17 protein-coding genes are annotated in these 15373 nt (G+C 71.6%); 4 read left to right on the plus strand and 13 right to left on the minus strand.

What is annotated here, in order from left to right; translation table 11 throughout:
- The 13 genes from GUY60_RS04660 to GUY60_RS04720 form a co-directional block, all read right to left on the minus strand.
- A partial coding sequence (locus tag GUY60_RS04660) for a type III PLP-dependent enzyme domain-containing protein (RefSeq protein ID WP_223178662.1) occupies positions 1–1345 on the minus strand: 1345 nt, incomplete at its 3' end.
- Positions 1329–2858 carry a class I adenylate-forming enzyme family protein gene (locus tag GUY60_RS04665; RefSeq protein WP_161694050.1) on the minus strand — a complete coding sequence of 510 codons (1530 nt, stop codon included), beginning with the start codon at positions 2856–2858 and terminating at the stop codon, positions 1329–1331. The genes GUY60_RS04660 and GUY60_RS04665, both read right to left, overlap by 17 nt.
- A complete protein-coding gene (locus GUY60_RS04670; RefSeq protein WP_161694052.1) occupies positions 2858–4048 on the minus strand; it encodes an acyl carrier protein in 1191 nt (396 codons plus the stop codon). The genes GUY60_RS04665 and GUY60_RS04670 overlap by 1 nt, the downstream gene beginning before the upstream one ends.
- Positions 4038–5429, minus strand: a complete 1392-nt coding sequence (locus tag GUY60_RS04675) for a TrpB-like pyridoxal phosphate-dependent enzyme (RefSeq protein WP_161694054.1) — start codon at positions 5427–5429, stop codon at positions 4038–4040. Before GUY60_RS04675 ends, GUY60_RS04670 begins: the two co-directional genes overlap by 11 nt.
- Positions 5426–5704 carry an acyl carrier protein gene (locus GUY60_RS04680; RefSeq protein ID WP_161694056.1) on the minus strand — a complete coding sequence of 93 codons (279 nt, stop codon included), beginning with the start codon at positions 5702–5704 and terminating at the stop codon, positions 5426–5428. Before GUY60_RS04680 ends, GUY60_RS04675 begins: the two co-directional genes overlap by 4 nt.
- 25 nt (positions 5705–5729) lie before the next feature.
- On the minus strand, positions 5730–7028 hold the full coding sequence (locus GUY60_RS04685) for a glutamate-5-semialdehyde dehydrogenase (RefSeq protein ID WP_161694058.1): 1299 nt from the start codon (positions 7026–7028) through the stop codon (positions 5730–5732).
- A gap of 8 nt (positions 7029–7036) precedes the next feature.
- Positions 7037–7777 carry an SDR family NAD(P)-dependent oxidoreductase gene (locus tag GUY60_RS04690; RefSeq protein ID WP_161694060.1) on the minus strand — a complete coding sequence of 247 codons (741 nt, stop codon included), beginning with the start codon at positions 7775–7777 and terminating at the stop codon, positions 7037–7039.
- Entirely contained in the window at positions 7774–8556 is a 783-nt protein-coding gene (locus GUY60_RS04695) for an alpha/beta fold hydrolase (protein WP_161694062.1), read from the minus strand. Before GUY60_RS04695 ends, GUY60_RS04690 begins: the two co-directional genes overlap by 4 nt.
- Positions 8553–8807, minus strand: coding sequence for a phosphopantetheine-binding protein (locus tag GUY60_RS04700; RefSeq protein WP_161694064.1), 255 nt, complete (start codon positions 8805–8807; stop codon positions 8553–8555). Before GUY60_RS04700 ends, GUY60_RS04695 begins: the two co-directional genes overlap by 4 nt.
- Before the next feature lie 293 nt (positions 8808–9100).
- Positions 9101–9589 carry a hypothetical protein gene (locus GUY60_RS04705; protein ID WP_161694066.1) on the minus strand — a complete coding sequence of 163 codons (489 nt, stop codon included), beginning with the start codon at positions 9587–9589 and terminating at the stop codon, positions 9101–9103.
- A 38-nt stretch (positions 9590–9627) separates the two neighbouring features.
- A complete protein-coding gene (locus tag GUY60_RS04710) occupies positions 9628–10104 on the minus strand; it encodes a hypothetical protein (RefSeq protein ID WP_187369930.1) in 477 nt (158 codons plus the stop codon).
- Positions 10105–10117: 13 nt separating this feature from the next.
- A complete protein-coding gene (locus GUY60_RS04715) occupies positions 10118–10663 on the minus strand; it encodes a flavoprotein (protein WP_161694068.1) in 546 nt (181 codons plus the stop codon).
- Positions 10660–11874 (minus strand): helix-turn-helix domain-containing protein, encoded by a 1215-nt coding sequence (locus GUY60_RS04720; protein ID WP_161694070.1) that lies wholly within the window; start codon positions 11872–11874, stop codon positions 10660–10662. The genes GUY60_RS04715 and GUY60_RS04720 overlap by 4 nt, the downstream gene beginning before the upstream one ends.
- Before the next feature lie 192 nt (positions 11875–12066).
- Here GUY60_RS04720 and GUY60_RS04725 point away from each other — a divergent pair, with 192 nt between their 5' ends.
- The 4 genes from GUY60_RS04725 (at position 12067) to GUY60_RS04740 (ending at position 15301) form a co-directional block, all read left to right on the plus strand.
- The gene (locus tag GUY60_RS04725; RefSeq protein ID WP_312866184.1) at positions 12067–12462 is read left to right on the plus strand and encodes an ATP-binding protein; all 396 of its coding nucleotides are present in this window, start codon (positions 12067–12069) and stop codon (positions 12460–12462) included.
- Between the two features lie 412 nt (positions 12463–12874).
- The gene (locus GUY60_RS04730) at positions 12875–13174 is read left to right on the plus strand and encodes a hypothetical protein (RefSeq protein WP_161694074.1); all 300 of its coding nucleotides are present in this window, start codon (positions 12875–12877) and stop codon (positions 13172–13174) included.
- A 7-nt stretch (positions 13175–13181) separates the two neighbouring features.
- Entirely contained in the window at positions 13182–14135 is a 954-nt protein-coding gene (gene tgmB, locus GUY60_RS04735; protein WP_161694076.1) for an ATP-grasp ribosomal peptide maturase, read from the plus strand.
- The gene (locus GUY60_RS04740) at positions 14132–15301 is read left to right on the plus strand and encodes a methyltransferase domain-containing protein (RefSeq protein ID WP_246234300.1); all 1170 of its coding nucleotides are present in this window, start codon (positions 14132–14134) and stop codon (positions 15299–15301) included. Before tgmB ends, GUY60_RS04740 begins: the two co-directional genes overlap by 4 nt.
- Positions 15302–15373: the final 72 nt, after the last annotated feature.

Below are 15373 nucleotides of genomic sequence, written 5' to 3' on the forward strand. Positions count from 1 at the left end.
GCGGGGCGGGGACGGGGGTGCGGTCGAAGGTCAGACGGGTCACGGCGGGAGCAGCCCCGGGCCGGTCGCCGTCGATCACGGCTTCGGCGGGCAGCGGATGGCCGAGGAAGGCGACGAGGCTCGCGCTGAGCCCGTACGCGCCGACGTTCGGTACGGCGACGATGTCGCCGGGGCGCAGCGCGGGCAGTTTCGCGGCCCGCGCCCAGGTGTCGAGGGGCGTACAGAGCGGCCCCGCGACCAGGGCGTTCAGCTCCGGCTCGGCCGAAGGCGCGCTGCCGGAGACCAGGTGCGGGTTGAGCTGCGGCAGCCGGCGGAGCCCGGACATGCCGCCGAGGTGGTTGATGCCGGACTCCAGGACGACGACGTCCTTGCCGTGCGACCGCTTCACGTCCAGGACGCCCGTCACCAGGACACCGGCGGTGCCCACGAGGTAGCGGCCGGACTCGAAGACCACGCGGGGCCGTTCACCCCCGGGCAGTACGGGCAGTTCCTCCTCCAGGAGCGCCGTGAGCCGCGGCCGCAGCCCGCTCAGGTCGATCCGCTCACCGGCCGTGGCGAAGGGGGCGCCGAACCCGCCGCCCAGGTCGAGGACCCGGAGCCGCACCCCGTGCTCCGCGAGCGCCGCCGCGAGCGTACGGGCGGTACGCAGCGAGCGCGTGAACTGCCCTACCAGCGCGTCGACTTCACCGAGGTTGGTGCCCATGTACAGGTGCAGGCCCATCACTTCGGCATGCGTACGGCTCGCGAACCGCCACGGCTCGTCCAGGACCCAGCGGGTGTCGGCCCCGAACTGCGACGCCACCCCGGTCATCGCCAGGCCCTGGCCCGGCACCGCCTGGTCGTCGTTGATCCGCAGCAGACACCGGGCGGCGACACCGGCGGCGCCCGCGACCCGGTCCAGCTGCTCGATCGCGTACGCGGAGTCCACGGAGAACAGCCGCACACCCCGGCGCAGCGCCCCGTCGATCTCCTCGTCCCGCTTGCCGGGCCCGTTGTACAGCACGTCCGCGCCGGGCCAGCCCGCGGCGAGCGCCGCGTCCAGCTCACCCGTCGAGCACACCTCGGGCAGCGCCCCGCGCTCGCGCAGCACCCGCAGGAGCGCCGGGTGCGCGTTGGCCTTGAGGGAGTAGTACAGGCCGGAGCCCGCGGGCAGGGCGGCCAGCAACGCGTCCTGGTTGCGGCGCACTTCGGCCACGTCGTACACGTACGCGGGGGTCGGCACCGCCGCCAGCACCTCGGGCGGTACCGGCAGGGCGGGCAGCACCTCGGGCGGTACCGGCGGGGCGGGCAGCACCTCGGGCGGTACCGGCGGGGCGGGCAGCACGGAACTACCGGACTCGGACACGGTCGGCCTCCTGTGCCGTCGCGGCCAGCGCCTTGCGGTCGACCTTGCCGTTGCCGGTCAGCGGCAGCGCGTCGACGACCACACAGCGCCGGGGGATCTTGAACTCCTCGATCTGCTCGCGCAAGCCCGTGAGGACCTCGGCGGGGGACACCTCGCCGGTCACGAACAGCCGTGCGGGCGCGTCCTGTTGCGGCGCGAGGACGGCGGCCGCGCCGACGCCGGGCACCCGCCGGGCGGCGGCCTCGACCTCGGTGGCGCTGACGCGGAAGCCGTTCTCCTTGTAGATGTCGTCGCGGCGGCCGTCGAAGTACAGGAAGCCCTCCTCGTCCACCCAGCCGAAGTCGCCGGTGTGCAGCTGCGGGAAGAGACCCTCGGCGCGGTGGAAGCGCTGCGCGGTGAGCTCGGGGCGGCGCCAGTAGCCGGACATCACGTTCGGGCCGCGGACCACGATCTCGCCGATCTCGCCGGGCGGCCGGCGCCGGCCCTCGTCGTCGACGACGAAGACCTCAGTGCCCGGCAGCGCGACACCGCTGGAGCCCGGCCTGGTCAGATCCCCGTCGGGCGGCATGATCGTGGCGCGTTTGCACTCGGTCAGGCCGAACATCAACTGCACCGAGAGACCGGGCAGCGCAGCGCGCAGCGCCCGCAGCGTCTCACCGGGCATCGCCGCACCGGTGTTGGTAAGGAGGCGCAGCGGCGGCCGGTCCGCGCGGGCCCTGCGCAGCAGCCGGGCCAGCGCGTCGGCCACCGCGGGCACCGCCGCGAGGACGGTGGCCCCGGCCCGTACGAGGTTGCCGAGCAGCGCGGGCCCGACCTCCGCGGGACGGCCGAGCCAGAGCCGCGCACCCGCCGCCGTCGCCAGGAACAGCTGGTAGAGGCCGTAGTCGAAGGAGAGCGGCAGCGGGCTGTAGACGACGTCGTCGGGGCGGTAGCCGAGCACCGACCGGATGGCCGCCACGGAGAACACCAGTTGCTGGTGGGTGGTGACGACGGCCTTCGGCAGCGATGTGGTGCCCGAGGTGTAGATCAGGCAGACGGCGTCCACGGCCAGCGGACCCGGCGGCGGCGCGGTCGCGGACCCGGCGGCGGAGGCGGAGGCGGAGGCGGAGGCGAGCGCCGCCACCGCCGCGACGGTCGCGGTGCGCACCCCGCGGCGCTGCGCGGCGGCCTGCGCGTCGGGGTCGTCGGTGACGAGCAGCGCGGGCTCGCAGTCGTCGAGGACATGGTCGAGCTGGATGCCGCGCACCTGCTCGTGCAGCAGCGAGAACGCCACCCCGGCGCGCGAGGCCGCGTACACGAGCGCGGGCAGGGCGACATGGCCGGGCGCGCAGATCACCAGGCGGTCGCCGCGCCGCAGCCCGCCCGCGTGCAGCCAGGCCGCCAACCGGCGGGATGCGGCGTCGAGTTCGCGGTACGTCAGGGTGTGCTCGCCGCTGGTCACGGCGGGCCGCTCGGGCCACTGTCCGGCGGCCCGGTCGAGCAGCTCGTGCAGCAGCGTGGTGTGGGTGGACATCAGATCCCTCCGAGGCGGGCGGCGGCCGCGGTCCGGGCGCGCAGGACGATGCGGCAGATGCCGTCGACGTGGTGCAGGTTCTCCGGGACGAGGTCGTCCGCGTCGAACTCCAGGGACAGCTCGCGTTCGAGGCGCTCGACGATCTCCACCACGCGGAACGAGGTGAAGCCGGGCACGTCCGCGAGCGCGTACCCGTCGAGCAGCGCCACCGGGTCGGCGCGGAGCACCGCGCCCGCGGCGGCCGCGACCGAGGCCCGGAGCGCGTCCGGCACCGGGGCGTGCGGGGCGGCGGCGCTCCGCTCGGGCACCCGGACCGGTGCGGAGCCGAACACCTCGCGGTCGTGGTGGAGTTGCTCGGCCAGGCGCACGGTCAGGTCCCGCGCCTCCGGCCGGCCCCGCTCGGCCCGCCGGTAGCCGAGGTAGATGCTCTCGGCGAGCGTCTCCCAGGCCTGGACGTGCGCGTGCGCCGCCGCGTCGTCGGGCAGCGCGCCGCGCCCGGCGAGGAACCGGGCGTGCAGCTTGCGCGCGCGGGCGAGGAGCCAGGTCTCCAGGGTGAGCCGGTGCAGGGCGGCCACCCGGTCCTCGTGCTCGGCGTACGCGGCCACGTACTGACCCGTCAACTCCTCGTCCGCCAGGTCGAGTTCGGGCTCGTGCGGGCTCGGCGGCAGGGCGTCGGGGGCGAACGTGACGACAAGGGCGCCCGCGGGCACGGCGGCCGCCACGCCCGCCTCGTCGAGCGGCCGGCGCACCGGCCGCGCGCTGCCCCAGGGAGTCTCGTTGTGGTAGCCGTCCACGACGACGGCGCCACCGTCGGCGGCCGGTTCGAGCAGGAAGCTGTGGTCCATGTGCCGCTGCCCGAAGTACGGCACCCACGGCAGGTGAAAGGCGTCGGCCACCACATAGCGGCCCTCGGCCGGGGCCGGCACCTCGCCCGCCCCGGCCGTACGGCGCGTACGCACCGTCAGGCCGAGCGCGCCCGCCGCCCGCTCCAGCTGGACGGCCGCGGGCTCCTCCACCGTGGGCAGCGAGCCAGTCCCCGGAGCGGGACGGAAACGCAGGGCGGCGCCGAGCCGCAGATGGGTGCCGGGCCCGTGCCAACGGTCCGCGAGCACCGCCAGGTTGACCTGGACACAGTCGAAGAGGCGGCCGTCCACCGTGCCGGTGGCGTCCGCCGCGAAGTCAACGGACATGGCCGGCTCCGGCGCCCACTTCAGCGAGCCGCTCCACCCGGTCCAGGTCGCCCATGGCCAGGCGCAGCGCCCCCGGATCGGGCGCCTCGTCGCTCAACTCGCCGTCCATCAGCTGCTGATAGGCCCCCAGGTCGAGATAGCCGTGACCGCTGACGCACACCACCACGCCCTTCTCGGCGCGCAGGACCTCACTATTTCCCTTGGCGCTGTTGCCCTCGGCGCCCGCGCCCGCCAGGCGCGCCGCCGCGGCCAGCGCGTGCCCCGACTCCGGTGCGGGCAGCACCATCTCGCCCCGGGTGAAGATCCGGCCCGCGTCCAGCGCCTCGACCTGACCGACGGCCGTGGCCGCGATCTCGTCGCGGTGCCGCATCGCCGAAATGACCTTGGCCGCACCGTGGAAGCGCAGACCGGCCGAGTGCGAGTCGGGGATCGGGTAGGAGCTGCCGATGGTGTACATCGCCTCCATCGGCCCGGTGCCGGTGGCGTCCGTACGGTCGTAGGCGTACGTACCCCGGGTGAGCTTGGGCGTCGTGCTGGACTCGGCGGCCACCAGGAGCGGTGGCTCGGTGCCGGCCTCGGCGGCGGCCGCGAAGAACGGCAGCGCGATCCCGCCGAAGTTGGAGCCCGCCCCCACACAGCCCACGACCGCGTCGAACTCGGCGTCCAGAGCGGCGAGTTGGCCGGCGGCCTCCAGGCCGATCACGGACTGGTGCAGGATGCTGTACGTCTCGCCGCTGCCGATGCAGAACGCCGCGCCGTCGGTGCGGGCCGCGTACTCCACGGCCTCACCTATCGCCAGGGACAGGCTGTTGACCCCGGCGTCGGCCTGCCGGGCCACCTCGGTCAGACCCGAAGGGCTGGCGTGCACGGTGGCGCCGAGGGTGCGCATCAGGGTGCCCCGGTAGGGCTTGCGGCGCAGACTGGTGCCCACCATGAAGATCGTGCACTTCATGCCGAACATCGCGCACGCCGCGGCCAGGGCGGTTCCCCACTGGCCCGCTCCGGTGCCGCTCACCAGCTCCTTGACCCCGGCCCGCGCGTAGTAATAGGCCTGCGCGAGCGCCGTGTTGAGCTTGTGGCTGCCCGAGATGTTGCCGCCCTCGTACTTCACGTAGACCGGCACCCGCGCGCCGACCGCACGCTCGAAGCCCCGCGCCCGCCACAGCGGGGTGGGCCGGAACGCCCGGTAGGCGTCCACGACCTCGGCCGGGATGTCCCAGAACTCCTTGCGCTGCACGCTCTGCCGCACCAGCTCCATGGGCAGGTTGACCTGCACACCGTTACCGCCCGCGGCGGCCTGCGGGGTGTGGTCGGGCGGCAGCGGCTCCGTCAGGTGCGGCAGGACGCTGCGCCAGCGGGTGGGCGGCTCGGCGGCGCTCATCGGGACACCTCGGCACCGGCGAGGACGACCTCGATCAGGTCCTGCACGGTGTGGAAGCTGCGGCCGACGAACAGGTCGTCGGGCAGCACGATGTCGAGCTCGTCCTCGAGGAGCACCAACATGCCCACGAAACCGAGGGAGTTGACGCGCAGCATCTCCCCGCTGAGCGGCTCGTGGTCGGCGATGTCGGACGGCTGCAGGGAGAGCCGGGACTCGGCGATGACCACGCGCTTGACGGACTCGGTGACCGCGGCACGGTCAAGGCCGGTGAGCATGGGTTCCTCCAGGAGGGGTCGGGGTTCAGGAACGGGGTGCGGGGACGGAACTGCGCAGCGTGCCGCGCGCCTCGACGACCCAGCTGTGCGTGATGAGGGCGCCGAGCGTGACCGGGCCCCGTACGTGCATGCGCCCGGTGCTGATGGAGATCTCGGAGCCGAGGCCGAGCGTGGGCCCGTCGTGCAGCCGCAGCGAGCCGTTGACGACGATCGCGGCGGCGTCGACGCGGCGCGTGAACTCCTCGGCCACGGCGGTGTCGGCGGCGATGACGCCCTCGGTGTGCGCGGAGCCGTACCGCCGGATGTGCGCGACCGCCTCGTCCAGGCCCGCCACCGGGTACACGCCGATGGTGGCGTCGAGGAACTCCCGGCCGAAGTCGTGCTCCTGGAGCGCCTCGACGCGCCAGCAGTGACCCTCGCCCTCGCCCTCGGGCCGTGGCACCCGCGCGTCGAGCCGTACGGTCACCGGCCGGCCGTCCCGCTCGGCGGCGGCCACGACCTCGGCCACGAAGCCGGCGGCGACGCTTTCGTCGACGAGCATCAGCTCGGCGGTGTTGCAGGCCGTCGGCTCCGGCAGCTTGCTGTCCAGGGCGGCCTCGGCCGCGAGCGTCAGATCGGCGCTGCGGTGCACATAGACGTGGTTGACGCCGCCGCCGCTGGCGATCACCGGGATGGAGCTGGCGCCCCGGCAGTAGTCGATCAGGGAGGGGCTGCCGCGCGGCACCAGGACGTCCACGGCGTCGGGCCGCTTGAGCAGCGCCCGCAGCTGTCTGCGGTCCGGGTCGTCGAGGACGGTGACCAGGTGGGCCGGGAGCCCGGCGGCCTCCAGGGCCTCGCGCGCCACGGCGGCCAGGGCCGCGTTGGTGCGGGCGATCTCCTTGCCGCCGCGAAGGAGGACGGCGTTGCCGACCGCGACGGGCAGCAGCGCGCCCTCGACGGTCACGGTGGGCCGCGCCTCGAACACCATGAACACCACGCCGAGGGGCTTGGGCGCACGGCGCCGCACCCCCCAGTCGCCGATGGGCACACCCGGGCCGGGCGCGGTCACCTCGGCGAGTTCCGCGTGCACCGTCGCGGTGAGGCGGCGCAGTTGGTCCAGGTGGGCGTCGGTCAGCCGCAGCCGGTCGAGCAGCACCGGCGGCAGGCCGCGCTGCTCGGCGTGTGCGACGTCGTCGGCGTTGGCCTTGAGCACGGTCGGCCAGTGCTCGGCCAGGAGCGCGGCCAGCTCGTGGCAGTAGCGCGCGTACGCCGGGTCGCCGGTCGGGGGAGCGGCCGCCACGGCTGCGCGGGCGGACGCGAGTATGTCGTCTATGTGCTCGGACATTGAGTCTCCTACCACATGAACTGGCCGCCGTCGACGATCAGTTTCTGACCGGTGACGTAGCCGCTGAGCGGGCCGACGAGGTATTCCAGGGCGTCGGCGATGTCTTCGGTGGAACCGATGCGCCGTTGCGGGATCTCGGAAAGGACGGCGGCCCGGCGCTGGGGGTCGTCAAGGCGGAATCGGGTGATGAGCTCCTCGGTCTCGGTCATGCCGGGGATCAGACAGTTGACCCGGACCGTGGGCGCCAGCTCCAGCGCGAGGCACTTGGTGAGCTGGAGCAGTCCGGCCTTGGCGGCGGCGTAGTTGACGCCGTTGGCGCGGGGGCGGATGCCGGTGGTGGCACCGATGTTGACGACGCTGCCGCCGCCTGCGGCGAGCATGGCCGGGGCGAGCGCCTGGGTGAGGTGGAAGGGCCCGGACAGGTTGGTGTCCAGGACGCGCTGCCAGTCGGACGCGGTGAGGTCGAGGAAGGGGCGGTCGATGTTGATGCCGGCGTTGTTCACAAGGACGTGCGGGGTGCCGTGCTCGGCGAGGATCCGCTCGGCCGCCCGCCGCACCGATCCGGGCTCCGCGACATCCGCCCGTACGGCGATCAGACCGTGCTCGGCGGCGGCCGCCCGCGCCGCGTCCTCGTCGACGCGGTAGAGGGCGACGGTGCGGTGCCCGAGCCGGACGAGCCGCCGCGACAGGGCGAGCCCGATGCCGCGGGTGCCGCCGCTGACGACGGCGAGCGGGCCTGCGGCGGTCATGAAGTCGTCTCCTCACGGGATACGTCGACGAGCGAGCCCCCACGGGGTAGGTCGACAAGCTCGGCCAGGAACGCGTCCCGGAACGTCTCCAGGAACGCGTCCAGGTGCCCGAGCAGGGCCGGCTGAGGTCCGGGGTCGAACACCTCGAAGTGCCCGCAGTCCAGGTCGCGTACGGTCAGCCGGTCCGCCAACTCCCGCCAGTGCGCGACCTGTTGCTCGCGGCGCGAGCCCGCGCAGGCGACCAGGAGTACGGGTGCGGCGCAGCGGACCCGGGTGCGGTGGGCGGCGCTCGCGGTGAAGTGTGCGTGGGCGGTGGCGCGGGCCCGGTCGGCGTCCTGCCCGCTCAGGGTGCTGACGGACCGTTCGATCTCGGCGAGCACCCCGGCCCGTACGCCGTCGTCGGCGGCATCGAGGGCGGCGAAGCTGTCGACGAGGACGACGGCGGGCGCCGGTCCGTCCTCGGCGAGCCGGGCCGCCAGCTCCCAGGCGAGTACGCCGCCGAGGGACCAGCCGACGAGCACCCGCGGCCGCTCCGGCAGCCCGGCGATCAGCCGGAGGTAGTCGTCGGTCATCGCCGTGACGCTGTCCTGCGGCTCCTCACCGGGCAGCAGCCCGGCGGCCCGGATGCCATGCACGGACCCGTGCCGGGCGAGCCGCCCGGCCAGGGTCAGGTACTGGCTGAGCCCGCCACCGGCCGGATGGATAAGGACGGCGGGCAGCGGTCCCGTCCGTCGGGCGAGCGGGATAAGCAGCGGCGCCGGGGGCGCGGCCGCCGTCACCGGACGCCCTGCGCCGGTACGAGCAGACCGTGCAGCCACTGCCGCAGATCCGCGACGGTACGGACGGCGGCCAGACCCGTGGGGTCGATCTCCTGCTCCGGATCGGTGATCAGCTCGCCCGCGATCCGCAGCACGGACAGCGAGTCGAGGCCGACCTCGGCGAGCGGAGAGGTGTCCACGAACGGCACGCGTACGTGCCGGGTGATGACCGAATCGATGTCACTGCCGGTCGCTTCGTCCGTACGGCTCATTACGCAGATCTCCTCGGGCAGCTGTCACTCTTCATGACGCCCGCTGGATGATTCAGGAAAGGCGAAAGAGCGGTCAACGGAGGATTTGCGGAGCCATCAACTAACGTAATGGCGGGGCGAATTCGGTATTCGATGTTCTCGATTAGCCCTATAGAGAATTCTGTACGACGGGGCTGAAGTCATGGCACTGTCCTGCGCCGATTGCTGAGGTTGTACGGGCGCACTCCACATGGCGGCAGTACACGAATCGCCAGGCAGCGGCGCAGTCGGACAGGACCTGCCAGGTCGTCGTTTCAGCCCCGCCGGGCCGCGCCCTCCGGCCACACCACATCGACGGGAAGGCCGGCGTTCCGGGCCTCGACGACCACGTCAGCCGTGCCGCCGCCCTTCCCCGACGGCGGTTCCCCGTTCCACACCGCGACGAGTCGCTCGGCGCGCTCAAGCAGCGTTAGGTTCGCGGACTCGTACGCCTGCCGGTTCGCCGTCTCGTACGGCATGACGAGCACCTCGTCGGCCACCTCTACGAGTCGGTCGAAGGTCTCGGCGTGGTCCGGCTTGACCTTGGCCTGCCGGTAGTCCTGCGAGGGCAGCACAACGACGAGCCGCCCGTCGGCTTCGAGCAGGGCCTCGGCGAAGAGGGAGTCGGAACCTGCCGCGATGCAGGAAATCCCGGTCAACTCGTCGGCCGAGTAGGCCTTGAGGAGATCAGCCAGTGCGGCACGCACCAGCGGCACGGACTCGTGCGTCAGGTCCATGTGTCCGGTCACGGCAATGGTGGTCACGGTCTACCTCTCACGTACTGAACAGGGTTTGCTATCAGCTAGTCGCGAGTCGCGCCCTCAGGCCACACCACGTCGACAGGTACGCCGGTACGCCTCGCGTAGGTCACGACGTCGGCCGTTCCGCCGTAGCCGCGAGCCGGTTGTCCGTCCCATACCGCGACCAGCCGGTCGACCAGGCCGACGAGGATTTCACTCCCTGCCATGTGCGCCTGCGATGTCGACTCGCGCATGCCCGTGTGGTGCACCTCGCCGGCTCGCGCGAGCAGCCTGTCGTAGGTGGCACGGTGCGACTCGGGCAGTCCGTCGCGGTACTGCTCGGCGGGCACGACGACCTCGATCAGGCCTCCGCCGTCGAGCACAGCCTCGGCGAACCAGGCGTCCGGCCCGTCGGCGATGCACGACACCCCGCACAGCTCGGTGGCCTCGTACTGCTGCAACTCCTTGTCGAGGGCGTCGCGAACCATCTGCTCAACTCGGGCGGACAGTCCACGGTGCCCGGTGATCCCCAAACGCACAGTCCATCCCCTCTCAGGCCCGGTACGTCAGGCGTCGGGTTGCGTCAAGGGCCTTCCGCCAGGGGAACGCCTCCGGGCTCCCGTGCTTCGGTGGGTGCGACACGTACCCGTCCGGCCCGTCGAGGACGAGAACGCCCTGGCTGCGGAGAGCCGTGATCGACCGGGCGACCGCGGGTTGTGCGCCCTGGGCCTGGTTGAAGTACGGCATCGCCGCGACCGGCACTCCCATGTTGGCCGCTTCGGACGGCAGGCCGATCGCGAGCGTGTCGCTGATGCCCGCGCCCCACTTGTTCAGCGTCGTGCACGACATCGGCGCGACGAGGATCGCCGTCGCCTTCGGCAGCGCGTCGGACTCCCAGGGCAACTTGTACTGCGAACGCACCGGGTGCCCGGTCAGCTCGACCAACTCGCCCATGCGCGGCTCCCACCAGCGGGCCGCCGACGGCGAAAGGACCAGGCACACGTCCCACCCGTCGTCCTGGGCGGCGCACACACCGTCGTCGATGTACTGCGTGGGGCCGGCGGCGCAGGCGATCAGGTACAGAACGGGCTTTGTCATGCCCGGAGTCCACAGCGTTGCGCCAGTGCACGCAACTGCCCGTCGGGTCTCGGGGTCGCGCCCACCACGTCCTTGACCAGGTTCACCGCGTCCGGTCGCCCCTCGACTTCCTCGGGTGCGAGTTCGGCTGCCGCGAGAAGTTCGGTGGTGGCGGCTTCCCTGCGTCGTGTCAGAAGTGCGGCGCGCGCCATGGAGACGTGGTGGCCGGCCCGCCGCTCCCGCGTCATATCGGCCAACGCCGCCCCGTCCACGCCGTTGGCGGCTTCGAGAGCGGACCACCCGTCCTCGAAACGAACCAGCATGTCGACACGGTGCAGGGTTACGTTGGTCGGGCCGAACATCGTCCAGTCCTCGTTGAGATCTGCTCCCTGCCGATCCGCGACGTCCTTCGCCTCATCCACAAATCCTGTTGCAGCGTTCAGACGAGCGGTGGTGCGTTCCTGATCCGACGCCGCCAGTGCTGCCGACAGGTACAGCATTCCGAGCGTGGACAGGCCGAGAGTGCCTTGCTCGGTCAGTCCATCGGCCAGGCGGCGGGCCGTGGACGTGGCGAACGCGACAGCGGCCTGTGGGTGCTTCTGGTGGACGAGGCTCTTGGCGACGTGTCGGGACGACGCTCCGATCTGCACAGGATCCCCCGACCGTTCGGCGGCGGCGAGCGCACGGTCGGCGGCGAGTGCGGCCTGAATCGCGGTCGCCGCCCCGTACTTGTGCAGGTACGACGTCACCAACTGGTACACGCGGGAGAGCACCGCCTGTGCCTCCGACTGCCGGTCCTCCGGCGCACTGTGCGCGGCCTGCATGGCGCCGACGACGAGTAGGGGCAACTCACGGGCGAGCGCGGCGTAGTGGCATGCCTGGAACGCCTCACAGCAATAGCCGAGCCTTCGTCTCAGGAGGGCGATCGTCGGCGGGTCTGTCGACACCGGTCTTGCGTAAAGGGCGTCCACGACGCTCAGTACATCGGCCGGTGCGGTGCTGCCCGGGGGTGGCTCGGGCGCGCGGTCGGACAAGAGTTGCTCCAGGGGGATGCGCAGGGCTTCGGCCGCGCGCACCAGTACCGACAGGCGTGGATCCTGTTGCCGCTTCCCGCCCTCGATGTCCTGTACCCATCGCTTCGTCTGCCCCATGAGGCGGCCGAACTCGGTCTGGGTGAAGCCGCGCCGGTCCCGCCAGTAGGCGATGCGTCGGCCGATGCCGGAAGTGTCCACGAGCTGGCCCCCAGACAGGGCACGCACTTTGCGTGCCCACCCCAGTTGTAGCGCGTTCTACGGTCCCGTCAGAGCCGATCACGGGAAGCAGGGTGACCCATGGGCACAGTGAACGCGGTCCCACCGAGCAAGGGAGCACTTCGGATGACGACCACCCTCGCCACACCAGTGCCTGCCCGCACAAGGCCAACCGTGCACATTGAGCGGACGTTCAGGCGCAGTCGCAAGGCCGTCCCGCAAACACGCCGCTTCGTACGCGAGGCGATCACCGACCACGTACCGGACGACCGCGCCGACGACATCCTCGTCTGCACGTCCGAACTCGCGACGAACGCACTCCAACACACCCCACCCGGAAGGGTGTTACGGGTCTGCGTCACCATCACGCGCGGCACGCTGCGCCTCGAAATGCACGACGCCAGCGACAGTACGCCGCAGGTACGCGAGGCCGCCGAGGACGACGCCCGTGGCCGCGGCCTGCTGCTCGTCGCGACGCTCGCCGACGACTGGGGCACCTCACTGCGCGACGGCCCCGGAAAGATCGTCTGGGCCGTCTTCCGCCTCGCCGCTGCAAGCCGGAACGCATAGGCCTTTGCCGAGTCCGCTGTGACATGTCGATGCGCAGGCACCAGCAAGCGGCTCGCTCGCGACCACCCAGTTGCGCGCCCCATCCGTACCGGCACCTGCGAGATGGCGACCCGCCGACCGTTGCGACCGGCCGCCGAGGCGGAACGCCGACGGCCCATCCCGCCCCACGTGATCGCACGTCGACAGTCCTTGGACGGTCACGCCGTCACGCTCGTACGTCCCTACGTCCGCGCCCACGAACAAGCTTGCGCCGCTGAGGAGTTGCGCCGAATTCAGCGCGAGCGTCGCACCTGCCAACGTGCCACGTCCCGTGCCCTCTCCCCGCAGCCCGTCGCCATGACCGCCGGCTGAACCACCCAACCGAGGCCATGCCACCCAGGCGCGGCCGTCCCTGTCCCAGGAGGAATGCAGAATGAGCACAGCTATCGTGCACCCGCGGGAAGTCTTCCCGCTCGCGCCCGAGGGCGGGCGCATCACCTACAGCAGCGCGCCCCCGAGCGCGCCGGACTCCCGTCCATGGATTCTCCGATTCGCCCGCGTCCCCGACGCCGCCCACGCGACCGTGAAGCCGCCGGCCGTCTACGACAACGAGTTGCAGATGTCCCGCGGCCTGTACGACGGCCCGCTGCCCTACATGCAGACCCACAGCCCCACCATCCCCGACGGCAACCCAGGAAACCCGCCGCCGTTGGACGAGGGCGCGAAGGACTGATGCCCCCATGCCCACCGTTCTCGTGATCGCAGCACGCGATGACTGGCCGACCGACCGCGTCGTGAAGGCCCTCACGGACGGTGGAGCGGAGGTGTTCCGCATGGACACCGCCGAGTTCCCCCAGGAACTCACCCTTGCCGGGCGACTCGACGCCCGGCAAGGGTGGTCCGGTGGACTCACCACCGCTCACCGCGCCGTCGACCTCGCCGACATCTCCGCCGTCTACTACCGCGCCCCGAACCCGTTCGACCTTCCCGTGACCATGTCCGAACCCGAGCGCCGGTTCGCCGCCGCCCAGGCCCGTGCCGGCCTCGGCGGCATCATCACCGCACTTGACTGCCGGTGGGTGAGCCATCCCGCCGCCATGTCCCGCGCCGAGTACAAGCCACTCCAACTCGCCACCGCACGTACCTGCGGCCTGGCCGTCCCGCCCACGCTCATCACGAACAGCCCCGACGCCGTCCGCACGTTCTCCGGGGACGTCGGCGCCCCCATCGTCTGCAAGCCGGTAGCCACCCCCGTGTTCATCGAAGACGACCAACTCAAAATCACGTACACGCGCCGCGTCACCGAGGACGACCTCGACGACCTACGCGGTATCGACACCACCGCGCACCTGTTCCAAGCGTGGGTGGACAAGGCATACGAGGTACGACTCACCGCCGTCGGCGATCAGTTGCTCGCCGCCGAGATCCACGCCGGCAGCGACGCCGCACACGCGGACTGGCGCAGCGACTACAACTCGCTGACCTATCGGGCCACCACAGTCCCGGAACCTGTCGCCGAGGGCGTACGCCGCTACCTGAGCCACCTCGACCTCCGGTTCGCCGCGTTCGACTTCATCGTCAGCCCCGACGGTGAATGGACGTTCCTGGAGGCGAACCCGTGCGGTCAATGGGACTGGATCGAGCACAAGACCGGCCTGCCCATCGCCGACGAACTACGAGGAACCCCCGCATGAGCACCCTCGACCGGGCCCGCCCGTACATGACCGCCCTTGCCGACGATCTCAGCCGAGCCGGTGCCATCCGCACCCGCCCGTGGGCCGAGGCATTCGCGAACACCCCGCGGCACGTCTTCGTCCCTCGCTGGTTCAAGCAGGCAACCAACGACAAGGGCATCACCGTATGGCGCGAACACCGCGCCACCACCGACGACGGCCTCGCCACCATCTACCGCGACCACACGCTTGTGACCACCCTCGACCCGGCCACCGCCGAACAGGTCGACGAGACGGCATGGACCGGCGTGCCCACCTCATCCAGTACCCTGCCGAGCCTCATGGCCGGAATGCTCGAAGACCTCTCCGTCGAGGACGGCGACCGGGTCCTCGAAATCGGTACCGGAACCGGCTACAACGCCGCCCTCTTGAGCGCCCGGCTCGGCGAACACCTCGTGCACTCCGTCGACGTCGACCCCGCCCTCGTACAAGCCGCACAACAACGCCTCGCCGACGCCGGGCACTCCCCGCAACTCGTCCCGCACGACGGCACCCAGGGCTACCCCACAGGCGACACGTTCGACCGGATCATCGCCACCTGCTCCGTTCCCGCCATCCCCGCTGCATGGATCGAGCAGAGCAAACCCGGAACGATCCTCGTCACCGACATCGCCCTCGGTATCGAGGGCGGACTCGTCCGCCTCGCCGTCGACGAAGAACACCGTGCCCTCGGCCACTTCACCACCACGGCCGGCCGCTTCATGGCCGCCCGCACCGACGAACGCACCTACCTGACACTCCAACGCCCTGAACACGCTCCGGAAGCGGCCACGCGGCCAACTGCCGTCACAGCCACGGACATCCGCGGCAACTACCCGTTCCGCCTCGTCCTCGCCCTCCACCTGCCCGGAGTGGAATTCGTCTACCACGTCAACGACGACGGCGGCATGTCCATCCAGATCCAGCAGGCCGACGGATCATGGGCCCGCATCCCCACCACCGGCGATACCGGCACCGTCACCTACGGCGGCGACACCGAACTCTGGAAGCAAGCCGAGGCCGCATGGCGCTGGTGGAACGACGCAGGCCGCCCAGCACAGGACCGTTTCGGGTACGCCCGTGAAGCCGACGGAAGCGCCTACGCCTGGCACATCCCCGATGGCACCCGCTGGGCCCTGCCCGCATAGCCGGGACCCACACACCCACCATTCCCCTCTGATCACTCCACCAGTGCAGCTCCGACGGCGCCGTTGCGGATG

Source organism: Streptomyces boluensis (assembly GCF_009908195.1).
In the GTDB taxonomy this organism is placed as follows: Bacteria; Actinomycetota; Actinomycetes; order Streptomycetales; family Streptomycetaceae; genus Streptomyces; species Streptomyces boluensis.

What these genes read in the sequence shown, in the direction of transcription:
- GUY60_RS04730 (WP_161694074.1), top strand. Translation starts at nt 12,875, where the DNA reads ATGAGCACAGCTATCGTGCACCCGCGGGAAGTCTTCCCGCTCGCGCCC.
- GUY60_RS04690 (WP_161694060.1), bottom strand. Translation starts at nt 7,777, where the DNA reads ATGACCGCCGCAGGCCCGCTCGCCGTCGTCAGCGGCGGCACCCGCGGC.
- GUY60_RS04700 (WP_161694064.1), bottom strand. Translation starts at nt 8,807, where the DNA reads ATGAGCCGTACGGACGAAGCGACCGGCAGTGACATCGATTCGGTCATC.
- GUY60_RS04685 (WP_161694058.1), bottom strand. Translation starts at nt 7,028, where the DNA reads ATGTCCGAGCACATAGACGACATACTCGCGTCCGCCCGCGCAGCCGTG.
- GUY60_RS04680 (WP_161694056.1), bottom strand. Translation starts at nt 5,704, where the DNA reads ATGCTCACCGGCCTTGACCGTGCCGCGGTCACCGAGTCCGTCAAGCGC.
- tgmB (WP_161694076.1), top strand. Translation starts at nt 13,182, where the DNA reads ATGCCCACCGTTCTCGTGATCGCAGCACGCGATGACTGGCCGACCGAC.
- GUY60_RS04715 (WP_161694068.1), bottom strand. Translation starts at nt 10,663, where the DNA reads ATGACAAAGCCCGTTCTGTACCTGATCGCCTGCGCCGCCGGCCCCACG.
- GUY60_RS04740 (WP_246234300.1), top strand. Translation starts at nt 14,132, where the DNA reads ATGAGCACCCTCGACCGGGCCCGCCCGTACATGACCGCCCTTGCCGAC.
- GUY60_RS04665 (WP_161694050.1), bottom strand. Translation starts at nt 2,858, where the DNA reads ATGTCCACCCACACCACGCTGCTGCACGAGCTGCTCGACCGGGCCGCC.
- GUY60_RS04675 (WP_161694054.1), bottom strand. Translation starts at nt 5,429, where the DNA reads ATGAGCGCCGCCGAGCCGCCCACCCGCTGGCGCAGCGTCCTGCCGCAC.
- GUY60_RS04670 (WP_161694052.1), bottom strand. Translation starts at nt 4,048, where the DNA reads ATGTCCGTTGACTTCGCGGCGGACGCCACCGGCACGGTGGACGGCCGC.